Origin of the sequence: Krasilnikovia cinnamomea (assembly GCF_004217545.1) — a bacterium.
Taxonomy (GTDB): domain Bacteria; phylum Actinomycetota; class Actinomycetes; order Mycobacteriales; family Micromonosporaceae; genus Actinoplanes; species Actinoplanes cinnamomeus.
Genome location: NZ_SHKY01000001.1, coordinates 1,256,203 through 1,278,506, shown reverse-complemented (window position 1 = coordinate 1,278,506; position 22,304 = coordinate 1,256,203). Strand labels below are relative to the sequence as shown.

The 22,304-nt window shown below is 72.7% G+C and carries 14 protein-coding genes; 9 read left to right on the top strand and 5 right to left on the bottom strand.

Features of this window, described 5'->3' with window-relative positions:
* Nucleotides 1-3 precede the first annotated feature (3 nt).
* Nucleotides 4-1,800 carry an AfsR/SARP family transcriptional regulator gene (locus EV385_RS05575; protein ID WP_130508477.1) on the bottom strand — a complete coding sequence of 599 codons (1,797 nt, stop codon included), beginning with the start codon at nucleotides 1,798-1,800 and terminating at the stop codon, nucleotides 4-6.
* A gap of 199 nt (nucleotides 1,801-1,999) precedes the next feature.
* Here EV385_RS05575 and EV385_RS05570 point away from each other — a divergent pair, with 199 nt between their 5' ends.
* The 4 genes from EV385_RS05570 to EV385_RS05555 all read left to right on the top strand — a co-directional run bounded on the left by EV385_RS05570 (nucleotide 2,000) and on the right by EV385_RS05555 (nucleotide 10,482).
* Nucleotides 2,000-3,670 carry a multicopper oxidase family protein gene (locus tag EV385_RS05570; protein ID WP_130508476.1) on the top strand — a complete coding sequence of 557 codons (1,671 nt, stop codon included), beginning with the start codon at nucleotides 2,000-2,002 and terminating at the stop codon, nucleotides 3,668-3,670.
* The gene (locus EV385_RS05565) at nucleotides 3,628-4,443 is read left to right on the top strand and encodes a hypothetical protein (protein ID WP_207229760.1); all 816 of its coding nucleotides are present in this window, start codon (nucleotides 3,628-3,630) and stop codon (nucleotides 4,441-4,443) included. The genes EV385_RS05570 and EV385_RS05565 overlap by 43 nt, the downstream gene beginning before the upstream one ends.
* A 156-nt stretch (nucleotides 4,444-4,599) precedes the next feature.
* Nucleotides 4,600-9,963 carry a peroxidase family protein gene (locus tag EV385_RS05560; protein ID WP_130508474.1) on the top strand — a complete coding sequence of 1,788 codons (5,364 nt, stop codon included), beginning with the start codon at nucleotides 4,600-4,602 and terminating at the stop codon, nucleotides 9,961-9,963.
* Nucleotides 9,964-10,074: 111 nt separating this feature from the next.
* A complete protein-coding gene (locus tag EV385_RS05555; RefSeq protein WP_130508473.1) occupies nucleotides 10,075-10,482 on the top strand; it encodes a DUF1801 domain-containing protein in 408 nt (135 codons plus the stop codon).
* 105 nt (nucleotides 10,483-10,587) lie between these two features.
* On the opposite strand, the gene EV385_RS05550 is transcribed toward EV385_RS05555, so the two are convergent.
* Nucleotides 10,588-10,962, bottom strand: coding sequence for a cupin domain-containing protein (locus EV385_RS05550; protein ID WP_130508472.1), 375 nt, complete (start codon nucleotides 10,960-10,962; stop codon nucleotides 10,588-10,590).
* 58 nt (nucleotides 10,963-11,020) lie between these two features.
* Between EV385_RS05550 and EV385_RS05545 the strand changes: the two genes are divergently transcribed.
* On the top strand, nucleotides 11,021-11,491 hold the full coding sequence (locus EV385_RS05545) for a MarR family winged helix-turn-helix transcriptional regulator (protein WP_130508471.1): 471 nt from the start codon (nucleotides 11,021-11,023) through the stop codon (nucleotides 11,489-11,491).
* Here EV385_RS05545 and EV385_RS05540 read toward each other — a convergent pair.
* Nucleotides 11,488-13,437, bottom strand: a complete 1,950-nt coding sequence (locus EV385_RS05540) for a hypothetical protein (protein WP_130508470.1) — start codon at nucleotides 13,435-13,437, stop codon at nucleotides 11,488-11,490. The two genes, EV385_RS05545 and EV385_RS05540, sit on opposite strands and share 4 nt — an antisense overlap.
* A gap of 77 nt (nucleotides 13,438-13,514) precedes the next feature.
* Between EV385_RS05540 and EV385_RS05535 the strand changes: the two genes are divergently transcribed.
* Nucleotides 13,515-13,889, top strand: a complete 375-nt coding sequence (locus EV385_RS05535) for an MmcQ/YjbR family DNA-binding protein (protein WP_130508469.1) — start codon at nucleotides 13,515-13,517, stop codon at nucleotides 13,887-13,889.
* A gap of 205 nt (nucleotides 13,890-14,094) precedes the next feature.
* Nucleotides 14,095-15,696 (top strand): tetratricopeptide repeat-containing diguanylate cyclase, encoded by a 1,602-nt coding sequence (locus EV385_RS05530; protein WP_242624723.1) that lies wholly within the window; start codon nucleotides 14,095-14,097, stop codon nucleotides 15,694-15,696.
* A 70-nt stretch (nucleotides 15,697-15,766) separates the two neighbouring features.
* Here the strand turns inward: EV385_RS05530 and EV385_RS05525 are convergent, their stop codons facing one another.
* Together EV385_RS05525 and EV385_RS05520 are read right to left on the bottom strand one after the other, a co-directional pair.
* The gene (locus tag EV385_RS05525; protein WP_130508467.1) at nucleotides 15,767-17,599 is read right to left on the bottom strand and encodes a VWD domain-containing protein; all 1,833 of its coding nucleotides are present in this window, start codon (nucleotides 17,597-17,599) and stop codon (nucleotides 15,767-15,769) included.
* 108 nt (nucleotides 17,600-17,707) lie between these two features.
* Nucleotides 17,708-19,960 carry a tetratricopeptide repeat protein gene (locus EV385_RS05520; RefSeq protein ID WP_130508466.1) on the bottom strand — a complete coding sequence of 751 codons (2,253 nt, stop codon included), beginning with the start codon at nucleotides 19,958-19,960 and terminating at the stop codon, nucleotides 17,708-17,710.
* A gap of 185 nt (nucleotides 19,961-20,145) precedes the next feature.
* Here EV385_RS05520 and EV385_RS05515 point away from each other — a divergent pair, with 185 nt between their 5' ends.
* Nucleotides 20,146-20,895, top strand: coding sequence for an AfsR/SARP family transcriptional regulator (locus tag EV385_RS05515; protein WP_165449400.1), 750 nt, complete (start codon nucleotides 20,146-20,148; stop codon nucleotides 20,893-20,895).
* Between the two features lie 73 nt (nucleotides 20,896-20,968).
* Nucleotides 20,969-22,303 carry a hypothetical protein gene (locus EV385_RS05510; protein WP_130508464.1) on the top strand — a complete coding sequence of 445 codons (1,335 nt, stop codon included), beginning with the start codon at nucleotides 20,969-20,971 and terminating at the stop codon, nucleotides 22,301-22,303.
* Nucleotide 22,304: the final 1 nt, after the last annotated feature.

The following is a 22,304-nucleotide window of genomic DNA, read 5'->3' as shown; positions in this document are numbered from 1 at the left end:
TGCTCAGGAGGCCGCCGCCAGCTTTTCCCGCAGGTGCGCGCTGGAGGCCTGCGACACCTGTTCCCGGATGGCGTCGCGGACCAGCGAGCTGCGGTGCTGCACCGTGCCGCCGGGGCCGTCGCTGAGCAGGTGCGCGTGCACCAGGTCGTCGATGGCGGTCAGCACCTCCGGCACGGGCCGGCCGGTCAGCGGGGCCAGGTCGGCGGCGCTGAGCGGGCCGAGCACGGCGCACAGGCGCAGCACGTCCCAGGCGGGCTCGCGCATCCACCGGGTGCGCTGCCGGGCGATCTGCATCGCGACCGCGCAGGCGATCTCCGGCGGCCGGGTCGCGACCGGCACGAGAGCGGGGATCCCGCCGCTGCGTTCGGCCACCCGCTCGTCGCCCAGGGGCGCGAGTTCGGCGTGGGTGAGCGGGCCGAGCCGCAGCACCACCGCCGTGTCGAGGGCCGCCAGCGGCCGGTCGACGACCTGCGACGGGTAGCGGTACGTCAGCACCACGCGCAGCTGCGGGCAGTGCCGGCTGAGCCAGGCGAGTTCGGCGACGCCCGCGGCGTCCAGGTCCGCCGCGTCGTCCACGGCCAGGAACACCCGCTCGGGACGGTCGAACACCGTACCGATCAGCTCCAGGTCCTCCGGGCCGAGCGCCCGGTCCGGCCGGGCGCCGTCGACGGCCGCAAGGACGTCGGGGCCGGCGCCGAGGTCGATCAGGGCGGCGCGCAGCCACGCCAGCCGGAACACCCCGGCCAGCGATCCCGCGTGCCCGATGCCGACCCGTCCGGGGGCGCGCCGGGCCAGCTCGGTAAGGAAGGCCGACTTGCCCGCGCCGACCGGCCCGACGACGTGCATCATCAGCGGGGCCGCCGGTTCGAACAGCACGTCCAGCAGCGGCTGGCGGCCCACGAAGCCGCCCAGTGCGACGGCGGCCCGGTCCAGCTCGGAGGTCTGGGGGGTGGCCGGCCGCGCGGAAACGGCCGGCTCGGTCGGGGGTGGCGTCGGTGCGGGCTGGGCCTCGGCGGGGCGGGGGAGGCGGTGCGCCAGGGCGGCGGCCTGCAGCCGGACCAGTTCGGCCGATGGCGGCACCCCCAGCTCCTCGTTGAGGACCCGGCGGCACCGGTCGAAGATCCGCAGGGCCTCGTCGGGCCGGTCCATGGCCACGGCCGCGGACATGGCGGCCTGGTAGCCCGATTCCAGGAACGGGCTGAGCCCGACCGCCTCCTGGGCCAGGCGCAGGGAGCGCGCGGGGTCGTCGGGCAGCGCGGCCGCGGCGAGTGCCAGCAGCGCGTTCACCGCCGCGAACTGGACCTCGGTGCGGGCCGGCTCGGCCCAGTCGGCGTACGGGTCCTCCGGGAACGGCAGCTGGCGGGCCAGGGCGAGGATCTGGCCGTGCGCGGCCAGCCGCTCGGAGCCCTCCGGCGGGAGGTCGTCGAGGCCGCGGATCCGGGTACGCAGCTCGGCGAGGTCGAGTTCGGCGCGGCCGGTGTCGAACAGGTAGCCGCTGCCCCGGGTCACGATGAACCACGACGCCGCATTGCTCCCGGGCTGCAGCCGCCGCCGGATCATCGACACGTAGTGTTCCAGCGTGGCGACGTGGTTGCCGGGCAGGTCGTTGCCCCACACCGCGTCGGCCAGGGCGTCCTTCGACTGGATGCGGTCGTGCCGGGCGGACAGCACCGCCAGCACCTGACGGGCGCGGCGGGGCAGCTCACCGGCGGGCAGCACGACGCCGTCGCCGTCGGCGACCGTCAGTGGTCCCAGCACCGTGACCCGCATCGCCTGAATGACCTCCTCTGCAGGATGCATCGATCGGTGAGTCCCCGGGGATCCTGAGCCTTTCGCTCCCGTCCCGGCCGGATCCTGAGGTCTTATCCAGCCGCGGCTGAGGTTCTGCTGTGTGTCCTTTCGGCCACTCCCGGTGCCGGCGACAGGATTTCCACCGGGACACCTCAGCGCCCGCCGCTAGCTTCTCGCCCACCTGGTACGTGGAAGGCGGAGAATGCGGATGACTGACTCAAAGCTGACCCGCCGCGGTCTGCTCAAGGGCGCACTCGCCATCGGCGGTGGCGGTCTGATCGTGGCGGCCTCCGGCGGTGAGGTTGTCGCCGCCTCCAGCGCGCTCGCGGCGAAGAACAGGCCCACGCCGTACACGAACATGTTCCGGCGTCCGCCGGTGCTCCTGCCCTACGCGCAGGGTGTCGACGCCAAGGGCCCGTTCGCCCGGTACGCGCTCACCCAGAAGGTCGGCACGGCCAGCATCGTCCCCGGCCTGACCACGAAGATCGCCGGGTACAACGGGATCTTCCCCGGCCCCACCCTGAAGGTGCAGCAGGGCACCCGTACCGAGGTGCGGATCGCGAACAAGCTGACCGTGAACCCGCTGCACGGCCGCGAGTTCAGCACCGTCACCCACCTGCACGGCTCCGCGTCGCTGCCGCAGTACGACGGCTACGCCAACGACCAGACCCGCCCGGGCCACTGCAAGGTCTACCAGTACCCGAACTGGCAGCAGGCGCGCACGCTCTGGTACCACGACCACAACCACCGCACCACCGCCCAGAACGTGTTCGCCGGCCTGGCGGCGATGTACCACCTGCACGACAAGTACGAGCAGGCGCAGTTGCCGCAGGGCGAGTTCGACGTGCCGCTGATCGTCAGCGACATGGCGTTCAAGGCCGACGGCTCGGTGGCCTTCGACGGCGAGGACAACGCCGGTTTCATGGGCGACGTGATCCTGGTGAACGGGGTTCCGTGGCCCAAGATGAAGGTCAAGCCGCGCGTCTACCGCTTCCGGGTGCTGGTGGCCAGCATCTCCCGGTCGTTCCGGTTCGCGCTGAGCACCGGTGACGCGTTCCATGTCGTCGGGACCGACGCCGGCATGACCCCGAAGGTCAACGCCGTGACGTCGTGGCGGCACGGCGCCGCCGAGCGCTACGAGGTGCTGATCGACTTCCGGAAGTACAAGCCCGGCCAGAAGATCGAGCTGCGGAACCTCAGCAACAAGAACAACGTCGACTTCGCCAACACCGGCAAGGTCATGCAGTTCGAGGTCGTCGCGGACTCCGGCCCGGCGGACACGTACAAGATCCCCACGGTGCTGGACCTCGGCCCGCAGCCGTACGCGAACCTCGGCGCGATCGACGTCAACAAGCTGACCCCCGCCATGGCCAAGGCGCGCCGCTCCATGCGCCTGGAGCGCAAGCACGGCGTCTGGACCATCAACGGCGAGACCTGGGACGACATCGAGAAGACCAACTTCCAGCGGGTCTTCGCCAACCCGAAGCCGTACGACGTCGAGATCTGGGACCTGGTCAACGAGTCGGGCGGCTGGTTCCACCCGCTGCACATCCACCTGATCGACGCCAAGATCATCGCCCGGAACACCACCGCCAACCGCCAGGCACACGCCTGGGAGGGCGGCGGCAAGGACGTCTTCTACCTCGGCGAGAACGAGACGGTCAGCGTGCTCATGCAGTTCACCACGGGTCCCGGCAACGCCGGTGGCCGGTACATGATGCACTGTCACAACCTCATCCACGAGGACGACGACATGATGATCCAGTTTGCGGTGGGCGACATCAACGCAAACGACCCGATCAAGATGGACGCCCCGAAGTACGACGCGGATGCGACGTGGCCCGCGACGTACGCCCCCAGCTACCCGCTGGGCACCTGATGGACCGCCGGAAGCGGGACACCGGCCTGCGCTGGTGCCTGGCCGTCGCGCTGATCCTGTGCGGTGCGGCCGCGCTGGGCGGCTGGGGTGGCTGGAGCGCCACGCCGGCCCCCGCCGTGGCGGCCGGGCCGGTCAACGACGACGCCGGTGACGAGCTCGCCACGACGAGTTATGACGGCCCGATGCTGCGCCTGCGGGCGGCCATCGGTATCCACCCGGTCAAGGGCGCCGACCGGCGCCAGATCGCCCGCGACCTGCGCGCCGCGGCGAAGCGGGACGGGTACGGCGAGCTGACCGACGCGACGTTCGCGGTGTTCGACAAGGGGCTGCTGGAGACGGTGGTGCCGGAGTTGACGCTGGTACTGCCCGAGGGCGCCTCGGCGGGCGACGCGGACCGGTTCATGCGCGACCACCAGCCCGCCACCGTCGGGTTCTACACGGCGCGGCCGGTGCTGGTGCACCACCTGACGTTCGCGGTCGTCCCGGCTGCCGGGGTCACCCCGGCCCAGGCGCAGGCGGCCGAGGACGCCGAGGGCGTGCTGTCCGACTCGCTGAACAGCTACGTCACCACGGTGCAGCCCGCCGGGCTGACCGTGCGGTACTTCGGCGCGGTCCTTTCCGACGGCCAGATCGAGGCCGTACGGCAGGCGATGGGCCGGGCCGCGCGGGTGCCGGCCGAGCGGGTGGCCGTCGCGGCCAGCGAGCCCGGTCCGGGCGTGGACCTGGCCCACGGCATGCCCGACCTGACCAAGCACGGCGGCGGGCACCACTGATCGAATAGCACAGCCTGAAGGGCCGTTCCCGGAGTCGGGGACGGCCCTTCAGCGTGTCCTCAGCCGGACGGGAGCGGGACGGCAGCCGGACCACACCGGCGCTGCCCAAGATGTGCGAATTCAGCGCTTTTCCCCGACTCCCACGGAGATGCGTCAATGAGGCTCCCCCTCCGCACCGCCATCGGTGCCCTGGTCACCACCCTGGTCGCCGGTGCGGCCGTCGCCACCCCCGCCGCCGCCGCGCCGATCGGCCAGGGCTTCACCGTCACCCCCGCCGACCTGGCGTACATCCTCAAGCAGATCAAGATCGCTGAGGCGCACGTCGCGAACACCACCAGCGCGACCGGCCCCTGCGGCGCCCTGCTCGGCGACGGGCCGGACCAACTGCCCAGCCCCCTGCTCTCGCAGGGTCTGCGCACGGTCGATGGCAGCTGCAACAACCTCACCGCCGGACAGGAGATGTTCGGCGCCGCCGACCAGAAGTTCCCCCGGCTCGCCAGCAAGACCTTCAAGGCCGCGGAGACCGCCCCGGCGAACATGTTCGGTCCGGGCAGCCCGGCGATGTCCACCACCTACGCGGACAAGACCAGGAACAACACCGTCGTCGACTCGCAGCCCCGGCTGATCAGCAACCTGATCGCCGACCAGACCGCGAACAACCCGGCCGCCGTCGCGGCCGCGGGCAACCCGGTCCGGTCGCAGAGCGGCGCGAAGCCCCCGACGACCGAGGGCCAGACGCTGTTCATCCCCAACGTCACCACCGACGTCGGCCTGTCCGCCCCTTACAACTCGTGGTTCACGCTGTTCGGGCAGTTCTTCGACCACGGCATCGACCAGACCGTCAAGGGCGGCGGGACGGTCATCGTGCCGCTCAAGGCCGACGACCCGCTGATCGCCGGGCCGGACACCACCCCCGGCACCGCCGACGACCCCAAGCCCGGCGACGCCAGGTACGTGCCCCCGGCGATGCGGTTCATGGTGCTCACCCGGGCCGCCAACCAGCCCGGTCCCGACGGCAAGCTCGGCACCGCCGACGACGTGCAGGACGCGGTCAACACCGACACCCCGTTCGTCGACCTCTCCCAGGCGTACACCTCGCACGCCGCGCACCAGGTCTTCCTGCGCGAGTACGCCAACGACCCGCAGGGCCGCCCGGTGACCACCGGCAACCTGCTCTCCGGCCCGCTCGGCGGCATGCCCACCTGGGAGGACACCAAGCGCCAGGCCCGTGAACTGCTCGGCCTCGAACTCACCGACGCCGACGTCACCAACGTGCCGATGATCCTCGCCGATCCCTACGGCAGGTTCGTCCCGGGCCCGGAGCGCGGCCTGCCGCAGTACGTCACCGGATCCGGCCTGGTCGAGGGCGACACCGCGAACCCGGTCCGGGTGCCCGCCGACGCGCTGCACTTCAACACGCCGTTCCTGACCGACATCGCGCACCACGCCGACCCGAGCCCGGTCGACACCGACCACAACCCGGCCACCGCGCCGGTCGCGCCCCGCAAGGACGACGACGACACCGCCAGCGCCGACTTCGCCAGGCAGCCGGCCGGCACGTACGACGACGAGATGCTCGACGCCCACTACATCGCCGGTGACGGCCGGGCCAACGAGAACATCGGCCTCACCGCCGTGCACGAGATCTGGCACGCCGAGCACAACCGGCTCGTCGGCGACATCGAGCGGGTCCTGACCGAGGACGGCACCGCCCTGTCCGAGTGGCAGATCGGCGACGCCTGGAACGGCGAGCGGATCTTCCAGGCCGCCCGGTTCGTCAACGAGATGGAGTACCAGCACCTGGTCTTCGAGGAGTTCGCTCGCAAGATCCAGCCGGGGATCAACCCGTTCCAGCCGTTCGCGTTCACCCAGACCGAGCTCAACCCGGCCGTGTACGCCGAGTTCGCGCACGCCGTCTACCGCTTCGGCCACTCCATGCTCACCGAGCGCATCTCGCGGATCCGCGAGGACGGCTCCGACGCCTCGTTGTCGCTGCTCGACGGGTTCCTCAACCCGATGGCGTACACCGACAACGGGACGCTGAGCCCCGAGCAGGCCGCCGGCCAGATCGTCATGGGCATGTCCGGCCAGGTCGGCAACGAGCTCGACGAGTTCATGACCGACACGCTGCGCAGCAACCTGCTCGGCCTCCCGATGGACCTCGCCGCGATCAACATCGCCCGGGGCCGCTCCGAGGGTGTGCCGTCGCTGAACAACTTCCGCCGCGAGCTGCACGAGAAGACCAACGACGGCCAGCTCGCCCCGTACACCAGCTGGGTCGACCTCGGTGAGCACCTCAAGCACCCCGAGTCGCTGGTGAACTTCGTCGCCGCGTACGGAAAGCACCCGAGCATCGTCGCGGCCACCACGGCCGCCGCGAAGCGGGCCGCGGCCCGCGCCATCGTGGACCCGCAGACCGGTGACACGCCGCCGGCCGACGCCGCCGCGTTCATGAACGCCACCGGCACCTGGACCCCGGCCACCTCCGGACTCGACGACGTCGACCTGTGGATCGGCGGTCTCGCCGAGGTCACCAACCCGTTCGGCGGCCTGCTCGGCAGCACTTTCAACTACGTGTTCGAGGAGCAGCTCACCCGCCTGCAGAACGGCGACCGGCTGTACTACCTGGCCCGTACGCCCGGCATGAACCTGCGCGCCCAGCTCGAGGGCAACTCGTTCGCCGAGCTGATCGGCCGCACCACCACCGCGCACAGCCTGCGGGCCGACTCGTTCGCGACCGCCGACTGCACCTTCGAGCTGTCCCAGCTCGCCGGCACCCCGGCCGGGTACGAGCAGTTCGGCAACCTGGTCGCCGACGACCCCGCCACCGCCTGCGACGAGAAGGCGCTGCTGATCCGCATGCCGGACGGCACCATCAAGTACCGCTCGCGCAACACCGTCGACAAGCCCGGCATCAACGCCCAGTCGACCTTCTCCGGCACCGACGAGCGGGACCGGGTCAGCGCGGGCAACGACAACGACACCGCCTGGGGTGGCGAGGGCGACGACGTCATCGAGGGCGGCGCGGGCAACGACATCGCGCTCGGCGGGGAGGGCGACGACGTCCTCACCGACCTCGGCGGCGACGACATCAGCAAGGGCGGCCCCGGCAACGACGCCATCGACGGCGGCCCCGGCCTCGACATCGTGCTCGGCGGCGACGGCAACGACTTCACCAACGGCGGCGCCAACACCAACGAGACGTTCGGCGGCGAGGGCGACGACATCATCAACGCCGGCGACGGCGAGGACGCCGTCTTCGGCGACGCCGGCGACGACTGGCAGGAGGGCGGCAACTCGCCCGACCTGCTGCAGGGTGACAGCGGCAACCTGTTCTTCCTGGACGACTCCAACAAGCCCGGCCACGACGTGCTGATCGGCCAGGGCGGCGACGACGACTACGACATGGAGGGCGGCGACGACATCGGGGTCCAGGGCCCCGGCATCGAGAAGAACGCGGGCGGCTCCGGCTACGACTGGTCCATCGCGGCGCGCCCCGAGCAGGGCGGCGACGACCAGCCGATGGACGCCGACCTGGACCTCCCGCTGCTGCCCCTGAGCATCCTCGCCGTCGGGGTCCGCGACCGGTACAACGAGCTCGAGGCGCTCTCCGGCGGCGTGCACGACGACACCCTGCGCGGCGACGACGTGACCCCGTCCACCCGGGGCGGCGGCGGCTTCCTCGGCTGCGACGCCCTCGACGCCGACGGCATCGCCCGGATCAAGGGCCTGGACCAGGTCGTCACCAGCCTGCCCATCGCGGCCTCCGCGGTGGGCAACCAGACCGGGCGCCCCTGCGACCTGCACGGCAACGTGTGGGGTGAGGGCAACATCCTGCTCGGCGGGCCCGGCAGCGACACCATCGAGGGTCGCGGCGGCGACGACATCATCGACGGCGACCGCTACCTGACCGTCCGGCTCAGCGTCCGCGACGCCGACGGCAAGGAGATCCGCACCGCGAACAGCATGGCCGAACTGCAGGCCGACGTCTTCGCCGGCAAGATCAACCCCAAGGACATCGTCACCGTACGGGAGATCCGCACCGGCACCGGTGGCGAGGACACCGCCGTCTTCTCGGGCGACCGCGACCAGTACGCGGTCACCCCGGTCGGCGACGCCCTGATCGTCTCCGGCCCGGACGGCACCGACACGATCCGCAACGTCGAGAAGCTGGCCTTCGCCGACCAGACCGTCGAGGTCACCGCGGCGACCGCGGCCACGGCCGTCACCGCCTTCGCGGGCGACGCCGAGGCGACCGTCCTGTGGACCGTGCCCGTGGACGCCAGCGGGGCGACCGTCACCGGCTACGAGATCGAGGTCAACGACGGCACCACGACCCGGCTGGTCGAGGCGCCCGCCACGGCGACCAGCATGGTCGTCACCGGCCTCACCAACGGCGTACCGGTGACCTTCCGGGTCCGTCCCGTCACTCCCGCCGGTCCGGGCGAGTTCAGCGCGCCGTCGGCGCCGGTCACCCCCGTGGCCGCGCCCGACTCGCCGGTGACCCCGGTGGCCCCGGACGCGCCCACCATCGGCACGGCCACGACCGGCAACGGCACCGCGGTGGTCCGGTGGACCGCGCCCGCCCGCAACGGCGGCAGCGACATCTACGGGTACGAGGTGCAGGCGCTCGACGCCGAGTCCGGCATCGTGCTCGACGTGGACGTCGCCGGGCCGGACGCCACCGAACTCACCTTCAGCAGCCTGGTGCCGGGCGGGTCGTACGTCTTCTGGGTCCGCGCGGTCAACGCCGCCGGGGCCAGCGACTTCTCGGCGACCTCCAACGCCGTCACGATCGGCGCCGGTGACCCGGGCACCCCGACGGACCCGGGCACCCCGACGGACCCGGGCACCCCGGTGGACCCCGGCACCCCGACCGACCCGGCCGACCCGGTGCCGCCGGTCACCCGCACCGCGCCGGGCCAGCCGACGATCCGCCAGGCGTCGGCGGGCAACGGGGTCGGCACGGTCCGGTGGACCGCCCCGGCGCAGGACGGCGGCGCGCCGATCACCCGCTTCGAGGTGCAGGTCCTCAACGCGAAGGGCAGCCAGGTCGGCGCGCTGCGCACCACGTCGGCCGCGGCCTCCGTCCTGACGGTGACGGGTCTGTCCAACGGAGTGGCCTACCGGTTCCGGGTCCGCGCCGTGAACTCGGTCGGTACCGGCGCCTTCTCGGCCGGCTCGGCCGCGGTGACCCCGCGGACCGCGCCCAGCGCACCGGGGCGCCTCACCGGCACCCGGGGCCCGCAGGGTGGCAAGCTCACCGCCACCCTGCGGTGGACGGCCCCCACGTCGACCGGCGGCGCGCCGGTCACCGCGTACCGGATCACCCGGCAGCGGCTGGACGCCAAGGGCCGCCCGTACGGCGCCCCGGTGGTGACCGTGGTGTCGGGTAGCCGCCGCGCCCTGTCGTTCACGGTCACCGGTGTCCGGGCGGGCACCCGCTACCGCTGCACCGTGCAGGCCGTCAACGCGGCCGGTACGGGCCGGGCCCGGGCGGTCACCACGACCGTCCGGTAAGGGCAGGACGAGCGGAACCGGCGGTGCTGTCGACCAGCACCGCCGGTTCCGTGCGTTTCGGCACGCCATCGTTGCCGCCCGGCGCGGGCGAAAGGGCGGATGATCGGAGTCATGGCCACCTTGAAGACCACACGTACGGATGCCAGTGTCGATGAATTCCTCGACGGCCTCGCCGATGAGGGCAGGCGCCGCGACGCCCGCACCGTGCGGGATCTCATGACCCGCGTCACGGGCGAGCCCGGCGCCATGTGGGGCGATGCCATCGTCGGTTTCGGCGAGCGGCATCTGCGCTACGCCAGCGGCCGGGAGCTGGACTGGTTTGTCGTCGGGTTCTCCCCGCGCAAGCAGGCCATCACCATCTACCTGTCGGAGGGCTTCGACGCCTTCGACGACCTGCTGACCCGCCTCGGCAACCCGAAGACCGGCAAGGGCTGCCTCTACGTCAAACACGTCACCGACCTGGACCTCGATGCCCTGCGCGAGCTGATCGACCGCTCCGTGTCGCAGGCCGGAGGCTGAGTCGCAGGCCGACCGGTACCAGGGCCGGCGGCCTGACGACTCCCTACCACCGTCGTTCCTGACTCGACTATCGCCGGCCGTCCCCCGTGCGGCGGCCGGCGACTGTCACTGCGCCCAGGGCGGCGTGCCGATCGGGGTGCCGTCGGCGGTCCGGGCGGTGAACCCGGCGCGGATCGCCACGTACACCTCGGCGGGCTGGGCGCCCGGGTTGCACACCTGGATCGGCTCGCCCGCCGGTACGACGGCCGCGTCCCCGGGGCCGAGCGGTTCGGCGTCCAGGCCGAGTTGGACGGTGCCGGACACGACCATGAAGACCTCGTCGGCGTCGAGGGTGTGCGGCTCCGGTGACTTGAGGCCCGGCTCCACGGTGAGCAGCCAGGTGCAGATGTCGGCCGAACCGCGGCTGGGCGCCGCCATCGCGGTGAACGCGACGCCGGGCACCTCGAAGCGCGGGGCCTGCGCGGTGCGGATGATGTGCATCGGTTTCCTCCAGATAGACAAGCCAGCTTGTCCAAGCTGACTTGTCTATCATGAGGACATGGCGGCACAAGCGCAACCCCTTGATCTCGGCATCCTGCTGGCGCTCGCGTACCAGAACTTCGTGCGCGACCTCCGAAGCCACCTGGCGGAGCAGGGCTTCGACGACCTGGGCCGCTCCGACGGGTTCGTGTTCCGGGCTCTGGGCGCCAGCCCGATGTCCATCAGTGAGCTCGCCGTCCGGCTCGAAGTGACCAAGCAGGCCGCGGCACAGATCGTCGACGACATGCAGCGGCGCGGCTACGTCCGCCGTACCCCGGACCCCCACGATCGGCGCGCGCAGCGCCTGGAGCTCACCGACCGGGGCGCCGCGGCGCTGGCGGCGGCGCGCCAGTTCCACCAGCGCTACGAACGGCGCCTGGCCCGCGCACACGGGGCAGCGGCGATGGCCGCGCTGCGCGACGTGCTCAACGCGGTCGCCGGTGGACCCGACGAGACGCTCGCCCCCCGGCTGCGCGCGATGTACCTCTAACCGGCGGCCGGTGGCGGCGTGACCAGCAGGACGCGGTCCGGTCGGACGATCAGCACCCGGCCGTCCCCGCCGACCGCCAGCGCCTCCCGCCCGGGCGGGTCGGCCGGCAGATCGAGGGGCACGCGCTCGGGCTCCGTGCACTGTGCCCGCGGGCACCGCCACAGGATCTGCTGCCATGGCCCGCGCGGCCTGCCCACCCTGACGCGCAGGCCCGGCTCCCGATCCGCGACGGCGGTGGTGGCCACGGTTGCCGTGGCGTACAGCTCGGAACCCGCGACGGCGATCGCACCCGACTGCGCACCGACGTCGCCGGCCAGGACGACCCCGCCGCCGCCGACGCGCAGCTCGCCGTGCCGCAGCGACACGACATCCTGACCGAGCCCGGTCGGCGTGCTCCACCGGGCGTCGGGCGGGGCGGCGTCGGCATCCGTCGCCCGGGGGTTGGCGCAGGTGACCGGGTCGCACGTCACCACGTGCACGGAGTGCCCGATCCAGAACGCGGCGACGGGACGCCCGTCGGCGCCGATCGACAGCCGGCCCCGCCGGCCGTCCGGAAAGCCGTCCGCCGGCGTCCGCTCGGTGGTGCCGACCACGTGCCGCTCGGGCTTGGCGCAGGGGACCTGCGCGCACCGGATCAACGAGATCGTGTACGTCGGCCGCCCGGGCCGGTCCTCCGGCGACGGCATGGCCAGGGCGAACCAGACGGCGCCGTCGGGCGCGCTGGACACGGCCAGTTCGGGCCAACCGAACGGCTCCCTGGCCGAGGCGCGGACCGGCAGCCACTGCCGGATGCAGCCGGCGCGCGTGCACCGCCCGTACTCGATGAAGGGTCCGCCCCTGTCCTCGCTGCCGGTCACCGCCGCCGTGACCACCGCGCCGTCGGGTCCGATGCCGGCCGTGCCCCAACCCTCCACCACCGGCGGACCGCCGTCGCGGTCGATGTAGCGGTCGCACAGGTCGGTGTCGCAGAACCGCACCGCCGTGTCGGTGACGATGACCGGATGCTGCCCGGCCGGCCACGCGACGGCCACCGCGCCCCCGGGCGAGCCGGTGGTCCGCAGCGCGGGCGCGTCGAAGGGGTTCGCCGCGGCGACGCCGGTCGACAGCACCACGGGCAGCGCCAGCGCGGCCAGGCCGAGCCAGGCCCAGCCCACCCGCCCGCCGGCCAGCGGCGCCAGCCGGGCGTCGAGCGCGCCGAGATCCGCCCCGTCCGACCGCTGTTCGACCCGCCGCACGTAGACGTGGGCGAGGATGCCGGCCTGCACGGCGACGACACCGGTCAGCAGGACCGCGTCCAGCACATCCGCCAGCACGGGCGAGGCCGTCAACGTCGCCAGCCGGTAGGCGAAGGTCGACGCGAGAACCGGACACACGACGCCGCCGAGCAGGAACGCCCCGGCGGTGCCGAGCACCCTGCCCCGGGTCAGCTCCCACGCGGAGCCGCCGAAGACCCGGGTGGCCACCCCCAGCAGCGTCCGCGCCACCGCCAGCGCGATCATCGCCCCGGCCGCCACCACGAGGACGATGCCGAACGGATGATCGACCGCGCCCGCGACACCGACCACCGCCCACGTCGCCAGCACCGCGACGCCCCCGACCGCGCACGTGCCGAGCGCCAGCGCCGGGAACTGCCGGACGGCCACCGCCAGCGCCCGGAGCGGATCCACCGGGCGTTCGCGCAGCGCGCCGACCACGGTCACCGTCCCCGCCGTCAGCGCCAGCAGCCAGGCGGCGACGGCCAACGCCAGCTTCAGCCACCACCGCGGGTCGGCCCCGCCGCCGACGAGCAGGCCGCCGTCGACGATCACCACCTGGTCCCGGCCCATCGACAGATCCAGTGCCAGTGCCCCGATCAGGGACAGCGCGAGCGGGGGCAGTATCGCGGCCAGCAGCCGACCCCCATGGATCAACGCCAGCCGATAGCCGCTCAGCGCGTTGGCCAGCACGGGAAGCCGATCGAGGGGGGACGCATCGGGGCAGGATAGCCTCGGTACCGCGAACCGCGGGTACCGGAGGAGGACGGGTGGCTGACGCCGACGACGTTCGCCGCCTGGCGCTGGCCTTGCCGCACGTGGTGGAGATCGACAGCGACGGGTTCGACTTCCGGGTCGCCGGCAAGGGATTCGTCTGGTCCTACCCCGAGCGCAGTCCCGGAAAGCCACGGGTGATCCGCACCGACATCGCGGTGCTGTACGTGGGCGACGAGGCCGAGAAGCAGGCGCTGCTGCTCGGCGAGCCCGACCTGTTCTTCACCACCGCCGGCTACGACGGTCTGCCGCTGGTGATGCTCCGCCTGACCCGGGTCGGTGTCGAGCGGCTCCGCGAGCTCGTGACCGATGCCTGGCGGATGCGCGCACCGGACGAGCTGCACGCCGAGCTGGACGCGGCCGGCAACTGACGCTCACCCGGCCGCCAGCCCGTCCACGTCGGCACTCGCCCATGCGGTGAGCATGCCACCGCCGAACGGCCGGTCGTCGCGATCCGCGCCGCCACCACCGGGAGGTGCGTCCGGACGTGTCCCCGCCCACGTGCCTCCGAATTGCTTCAGCCCGGTGGGCAGGGGACCGATCGGTACCCGCAGCGACGAAGGGGGTGGTGGACCGGTGGACGAGGGCGCGCTGGGCCCGGCGGAGCTGTCGGCTGCGCTGGAGACCCTCGAAGATCAGATCGTCCTGAACATCGAGGCCTGCCACGCCACCGCGGTCGAGCTCGAACGCCACGCCACGGCCCTCGGCGACGAGCGGCTGCTGGTCCGCGCCCGCCTGTGCGCGGCCGGGATGCTGCTGCGCACCGGCGAGACTGCCACCGCCGCCCGGCAGATCCACGCGCTGCACCAGTGGGCCGTTACCCACGGTGACCGGCGGCTGCAGTCGCGCACCCACATGGCCTGCGGGAACGTCCAGCGGCTGGCCGGCGACGCGGCCAAGATGCTGGAGCACGCGCTGAGCGCGGTCGAGCTGCTCGACGAGACCGCGACCCCGTACATGCAGGTGGCGCACCGGCTCCGGCTGGCCGAGTCACTGGCCCTCAACGGCCCGGTCGACGCGGCCCGGCCCCGCTTTCACCAGACGGAACAGCTGGCCCGGGAGCTGGAGCAGTGGGAACTGCTCACGGTCGTGCTCAACAACTGGGCGTACGTCGAGTACACCGGCGGGGAGTTCGCCCGCGCCGAACAGGTGGCGGGGCGGCTCCTGGCCCACGCGGCGGCGCACGGCTTCGACCTGGATCCCACGGCCCTGGACACCATCGGCGGGATCCAGATCGAGAACGGCCAGTACGCCGAGGCCGAACAGACGATGCGGTTGTGCATCGCCCGCTACCACGCCGGGTACAGCGACGACGCCGACGACATGGCCGAATATCTGCTGACCCTGGCGCGGGCGCTGCGCGGCCTGGGGGAGCTGGACCAGGCTCAGGCCAGCGTGGACTCGTCCCGCGACCTGTGCACCGAACGGAATCTGGCCGAGGTCATGGTCCGCGTGCACCAGGAGCAGGCGGAGCTGCATGCGGCCCGCGGTGACTTCGGCGCGGCGTTCGCGGAGCAGAAGGTGTTCTTCGAGGCCCGCGAGAATCTGCGCTCGCAGCAGCGGGAGGCGCAGGCGCAGACCCGGCAGGTCATGTTCGAGACCGCCGAGGCCCGCCAGGAGGCCGAGCAGTTCCGCGAGCAGGCCCGCCGCGACCCGCTGACCGGGCTGCGCAACCGCCGGTACGTCGACGAGGAGCTGCCCGGCCTGGTCGCCGCCGACCCGGACCTGGTCGTGGCGATCGCCGACGTCGACCACTTCAAGCGGATCAACGACACGCTGTCGCACGACGCCGGCGACCAGGTCCTCGTGCGCGTCGCCGCGCTGCTGGACTCCGGGCTGGCCCGGGTCTCGCCGGGCGGGTTCGTCGCCCGGCTCGGCGGGGAGGAGTTCCTGCTGGTGCTGCCCGCCACCCGGGTGGGGGCGGCGACCGAGCACCTGGACGGGATCCGGCGGGCCATCGGCGACCACGACTGGCGGGACATCGCCGCGGATCTGCCCGTGACGGTCAGCATCGGCGTGGCCGGGGTGAACGAGAGCACGCCGCGCAGCCAGGGGGCCGCGCTGTCCACCGCCGACCGCAACCTCTACGCCGCCAAGCGCGCGGGCCGCAACCGCGTCGTCGCCGGCACGCCCCGCGAGCGGCGCCCCCGCGCCTACCGCGACCGCGGCGCCACCTGATCCACCGGTTCGCCAGCACACCTCTGGCCGGCCACGCGGGGCCGGCCAGAGGGTCGGTGCGGCGATGCCGTTACCGGTTACCGTCGAGGACCGGTGGCGGCTTGCCGACGTACACCGCCGCCGCCTTCTCGCCGAGCACCGCGACGTCGAGCGTGCAGGCGCCGATCCAGGCATCCTGGACTCCGGCCTGGCGGCAGATCGACATTCCCCGTTCGCGGATCTTCGGCTCGAGGTCCTCCGCGAAGAACGGCTTCGCGGGGTTGCTCTCCTCGACCTTGGTGCCGCACGGAGCCAGCAGCGAGTCGGTCGGCTTGACCCGCCAGCTGTCGCCGTAGCGGTAGTACAGGTCGTCGAAGGACAGCGGCACCTTGAACACGGTCCCGTCGCTGGCCTCCAGCAGCTGGACGTTGTTGTCCGGGTTGCCCAGCAGCCCGCGCACCCTCGTCGGCCAGGTGCCGAGGCCGACCGCCACGTCCATGTAGTCGGGCGAGTGGTGCGGCGTCACCCGGACACTGTTGCCGTCCGGATCGGTCACCACGTACGCCCCGCCCGCCAGCGTGATGTCCACACCGGACGGCAGCGACAGCGGCTTGCCCTCCCGCAGCTGGACGTCGCGCCCGTCCACGACGAGCCTCGGCCCGCCGCACACGGCCACCGTGGTGCCGCCCATCCGCGTCGCGACCGCCTGGTTGACCGAGGCGTTCGGCCACGTCGGCGCCCCGGAGATGTGCCGGGCCTGCACCTCGAAGTCCGGGCCGACCTGGGCCAGCTCGAAGTCGCCGACGGCCTGGAAGTCGTAGGACAGACCGGCGACGGTGTGCGCGTGGACGTCGCCGATGGTGGTGGCCGCCGCGCAGTTCGTGGCGGCGCCGCCGACGGTGTCCTCGACGAACTGGACGGCCGGGCCGGGCGGCGTCATCGCCGGGGCGGGCGTACCGAAGCTGAGGTTGTTCTTCTCCGCCGTGAAGCCGGTGGCCACGCAGAGCGGCGCGGCCGTGCCCCCGTAGATGGTTCTGGTCCGTACGGTCAGGGCCGCCCCGGCGTTGAAGGTGGCCGTGCCGCCGCCGGAGCTGTTGCCGCCGTAGCCGAACACGTTGAACTCGGCGGTGTCCCAGCCGGTGGCCGCGTCGACGGCGTTGTCGCCGACCCGCGAGTACGCCGTGGCCCCGTTGAACAGCGTGACGCTGTCGCCGCCGCCGCTCACCTGGCCGGACAGGCTCAGCGCACCGAGGTTCGTGATCGGCTGGTTGGGCACCCCGACCGCGCCACCGGTGTTGTTCTTCCAGCAGTAGATGTCCGGGTCACCCGTGAACGAGAAGGTGTTCCAGCCGGCCCCCGCCGGGCACGCCGCGTTGTACCGCAGCAGCCAGTACTGGATGAAAGCGGCCCCGGAGGAGCCGTCGTTGCCGTACACGAACTGCTGCCAGCCCTGGCATCCCGGGTTCGGCGAGCCCGCGCAGGCCGTACTGGCGAAGAAGTTGGTGTTGAGCTGCAGCGTGTAGGCGTTGGCGATCGACGGCCCGGTGTTGCCGATCGGCCCGCTCTCGCTGGTCACGTTGACGACGCTGTCGAACGAGCCGATCGCGGTCGAGATGAACCCGCTCGGCACCCGCGCCGCGATGTCACTGCCGTTGCCGATCACCAGGGGCCGGGGCCCACGGCGCGGTGGCTGCGGAATGTCCGGTGCGGTGACGCACCCGACCGGCCGCCACACGAGCCTCGGATACGTGGCGGTGTAGCAGCCCCGCCCCGGCCGGGGGGCCGTGGCGATGCTGTTCTGCCAGTCCTGCCGGCCCGGACGTGGGGGCTGCGCCGCGCTGGCCGGCGCCCAGATCGTGGATGCCACCAAGGTCAGCAGCGCCACGACGCCGAGCACCGTGGGCCGCCTGTTCTGTGATCTCATGGCCGTTCCTCTCCTGAAGGAGCTGCTGACGAACGCCCGGGGTGGACCGACCAAGCAGACGGCTACCGCCGCTGGCGAAGCAATGCCGCGGCTGCTTCCGATGTGCCGTCAGTCCGCCGGTGTCAGATAGCCGAACTGGCGCATGAGCTGGCGCACCTTCGCCTCGCGTTGGGTCTGGCCCAGCCGCCCGTAGAGTCGCAGCGCCTCGGCGAAGTTCTGCCGGGCCCGGTCGAACTGCTCCTGGGCGTGGTAGTCGGCGCCGATGCACCGGTGGGTGATGGCGAGGATGTGTTCGTTGCTGGTGTCCACGGCGATCGCCTTCGCCTCGTGGTGGTAGCGCAACGCGGTCTCGACACCCAGCTCGAAGGTGGCCGAGCCGAGGTTGTTGAGGAAGATGGCCTCCGCCGCCCGGTCACCCAGGGCGCGGCTGAGCTGGACGCCGCGCTCGGTCAGCTCCCGCACCCGGGCATAGTCGTGTCGCCGGAACGCCGCGACGCTGTGCGCCTCCAGCACCCGCATCGTGCCGACCTCGTCCGCCTCGGCCTCGGCCAGCGCGTACGCCTCGGCGAACGTCTCCTCGGCCGGCTCGTGCCGCCCGGCCTCGGCCAGGGCCTTGGCGATGACACTGAGCATGATCACTCGGCGTTGCGCGGTCGGCGCCAGCGCGAGCGCGTCCCGGTAGAAGCCGACCGCCTCGTCGAACTCGCCGGCGTTGAAGCTGGCGTTGCCGCGCTTGCTCAGCAGCAGATGCAGCCGTTCGGTGCCGGGTTGGGCCCGGCTCAGGTCGATGGCCGCGTCGAGCAGCCGCAGCAGTGCCAGGGTGTGCCCGTGGGTGTCGAGGTATCCGCGCGCGGCCAGGGTCTCCACGATCGCGACGAAGTCCTCGACCGCGCTGTGCCGGGCCCGGCCCGCGGCCGCCACGATGTTGTCGAGGTCGCGGGCGATCACCTCGTGGTCGTCGGCGTAGGCCGCCACGAAATCGCGGACGGCGGCCACCGCCGACTTCGCCCCGGCGCCGTCGTCCCGCAACACCGTGCGGGCGTAGCTCACGGTCAGATCATGGATGACGTACGTGCCGCCCGAGCGCTTCGCGAAGCTCACGTCGACCAGGGCATTGAGCGCCGACCGGGATCGGCCCAGGCCGACGCCCAGGTAGCAGGAGAGCAGCTCCGGTGTGACGCTGCCGCTGAACAGCGCGCCGACCGCGGCCAGCGCGTCCCGGGCGTCGGCGTGGGGCAGCGCGCCGATCGTGGTGTCCAGCAGCCGCCGGCCGCTCTGCCGCCCGGGGGCGGCGAACCCGGCGGGCATCTCCAGCTCGTGCGGGGAGCCGTCGACGTCGCGGCGCAGTTCGGCCGGGGTCAGCGCGTACTGGCGCAGGCGGTGCCCGGCGATCTCGATCAGGTAGGGGTGGAATCTCAGGTCCCGGCACAGCGCCTCGGCGTCGGGATGCGCCGCGACGGCGTCGTCGTGCGCGTGATGGGCGAGCAGCCGTACCGCCTCGCCCGCCTCGAGCCCGTCCACCTCCACCTGGTGCTCGACGCCCAGCCGGAGCCGGGAGGTGACCAGGACCGCGACGTTCGCCGGTATCGCCTGCAGGACGGTGTGCAGGGCGGCCGGGTTCCACACGTCGTCGAGGACGCACAGGCCGATCCCGGCCCGCGACACCTGACCCTCGATCGCCAGCAGGCGGGCGTCACCCGGCGGCGGCAGGGCACCCCCGGTACCGAAGGCCGTGGACAGGCACCGCGCCAGCCCGTCCAGGACGACGTCGGCGTCCGCGTCGCCGACGCGCATCCAGACGTACGGGCCCCGGTGCGCGTCGACGTACCGGTCGGCGACGGTCGCCGCGATCGCGGTCTTGCCCGCGCCGCCCAGCCCGTACAGCAGGACCCGGCCGTTGACGTCCAGCCAGGCGGTCACCGTCTCGATGAGGCGCTGCCGGCCGACCATCAGCTCCGGGCGGTTCAGCCGGTTCGCGGCGGTGTCGAACAGGATGACGTCGAGCCGCGTCGTACTGTCGTCGGTGGCGGCGGCCGACCAGCCGGGCCCAGAACCGGACCGCGCGGCCGGGACCGGCAGGCCGGCGCGCCGGTCGTTGCGGACCGTGGCGGCCGAACGCCGCAGCCGCTCCGCGCGCGCCGCGTCACCGCCCAGGAACCCGACGACGGCCTCCAGCCGTTCCGGCCCGATCGGGCGGGCCGCGGTGAAGAAGGCCGACACCGTGCCGGCCGCCAGCCCCACCGCCTTGCCGATGCGGGCCATCGAGGGCTGGCCGTGCGCGCGGTGCAGCTCGTCCAGGTACTCCAGCAGCTCGCGCTCCGGGCCGTCGGCCGGCCACCGGTGCTTGCTGAATCCGGCCACTGCTCCTCCCGCGGCTCGAGCCGATGGTCCATCCAACCGCACGCGCGGGCCGCGCCGCACATCGCTGTCGGCCTGCCGATCCTCAGCAGTCCGTCCGCAAACCGTCAGCATTGCCGCCGCATCCCTGTCCTGGGCCGGCAGCGGCGGCGCAGGCTGGGCGGCATACCGACCACGGGAGGAAACCGATGACCATCGCCGCTCTCGCACGTGACACCGACCGCGTCCCGTCGGCCCGTGGCGCCGACGTGGGTGACCGGGTCGCGCTGGCGCCGCACTACCGGAGCGCCACGGCGCGGACCCGCCTGCGGTTCACCGGGTTCGGGGTGTTCCGGGCCGACATCGACGGGGCCCGGGTCCTGCTGCCGCCGATCAGCCGGACCATGCTGGCCCGCCTGGTGCTGGCCCGGGGCGGCCTGGTCTACGCCGACGACCTCTACCGGGACTGCTGGAGCGACCCGACGGCGGTGGTCCGGCGCGAGCAGCGCGTCGCCGTGCACAAGCGCATCGGCGAACTGCGGCGCTGCCTCGCGCCGGGGCCCGACGCCGACGGTACGGCCCTGCTGGTGACCGAACGCTCGGCCCGCACCGGTTACCGGCTGCTGCTCGACGACGACCAGGTGGACCTGCACGTGTTCGCCGATCTCGTGTACCGGGCCGCCGCCGTCCAGGACGTCGTCGCCGTGGACCTGCTGATGCGCTCGCTGGCGATGTGGACCGAGCCGCCGCTGCTCGGCCTGCCCGACGCCGGCTTCGTCCGCGACCGCGTGTCCTGGCTGACCCAGCTGCGCGACCGCGCCTGCCGGGAGCTCGCGGTGGCGTGCCGGGCGCTCGGCCGGGGCCGCGACGCGCGGGCCGCGTTCGACCGGCTGCAGGCGCGGCACAGCGACGACGCCGGTCTGCGGCAGGCCATCGACCGGCTGCGCGGCGATCGATAACCCGTCACATCCATTGCGTACGGCGGCCGGGCCGACGAGGCTGCCGGTAGTCGCGGAATCGCCGGAGGTTCGCATGAAGCGCCCGTACGGGACCCTGCTGGCCCTGCTTGTCCTGATCGGACCGGCCGTCGCCGGTGGCGCCGCGGCGGCCGCACCGGGTGAATCCCGGCCCGGCGACGTCGCCGTGCTCGTGATCGACGACTTCGGGCTGGGCAAGGATCCCCAGGCCGAGCCGGGCGACCGCGACGAGAACTGCACGGTCGGCACCAACGACGTCGGATCCAACGGCGCGGGCGACGACCTGCCGGTCTCCACGTACGGCCACGGGGAGCTGGTGTACCGGGTGCTGGCGGACGAGCTGACCGCCGTCCTGGGCCAGCCGCCGGTCGGATCCACGACGATGCCCCGGCCGGTGCCCGGCCCGCCCATCGAGACGACGACCGAGTGGAAGTTCCCGATCGGCGGGGCCCACCACGCGGCGCGGCTCGTCGCCGTGCACACCGACCGGTACCGCACGGACGACCTGCTCGACGGAATCCGGGACCGGATCACGGCCCTGCGGCGCGACGGGTTCCAGCGCTTCGTGCTGAACCTGAGTTTCGTGGTCATCCCGTGCGACGTCGTCGGCTGGCTGAACGACGCCGACCTCGACGCGCTGCTGCGGACCTACGATGCCATGATCCAGAAGGACCCGGCGTTGAAGGCCGGTCTGCTGGGCTACCTCGACGCGGCGGGCAAACTCGACCCGGGCCTGGTGCGCTCCGGCGGCTTCACCGCGACCCTGTTGCGCGACGACGGGCTCGGCCCGATGCGCCCCTACCTGGCGGGCGCGTTCTACCAGACCATCGACATCCAGGAATTCAGCGTGGAGCAACGTCCGCTGTCGACGATCTACGACGACCCCGGCTGGCGCGGCTTCCGCAAGCAGTTCGTCGAGCCCGGCGCGTCCGGCGCCACGCTGAAGGTCATCCCGGTCGGCGCGGCGGGCAACGGCGTGAAGTACCCCGACCCCAAGGCGGACCCCGACACGGCGCACGACCCGGCCAACCTCATCCGCCGGGGCCTGCCGTTCCCGTTCGCGCCGGCCCTGTGGGACTTCGTGGTCAGCGCCAGCGCGGACGGCGACAAGGACGTGACCGCCCGGCTCAACTCCGGCGAGGTCAAGCTCGACGGCACCGGGCCGGGTCTGGTCCCGGGCAGCTTCGGCACGTCGTTCGCGGCGCCGAGGCTCAGCACGCTGGAAGCGAAGTACCTGGCGGAGACCGGAACGGTGGCGTGCGGGGGCACCCCACCACTGGGGTACGTGGATCTGAGCGGCAGCCCCGTACTCAACCTGGCCGTCGACTCGCCGTGGAAGAACCGCGAGCGGGCCGACTGGCCGAGCATCTGCGCCACGTTCCCGACGTAGC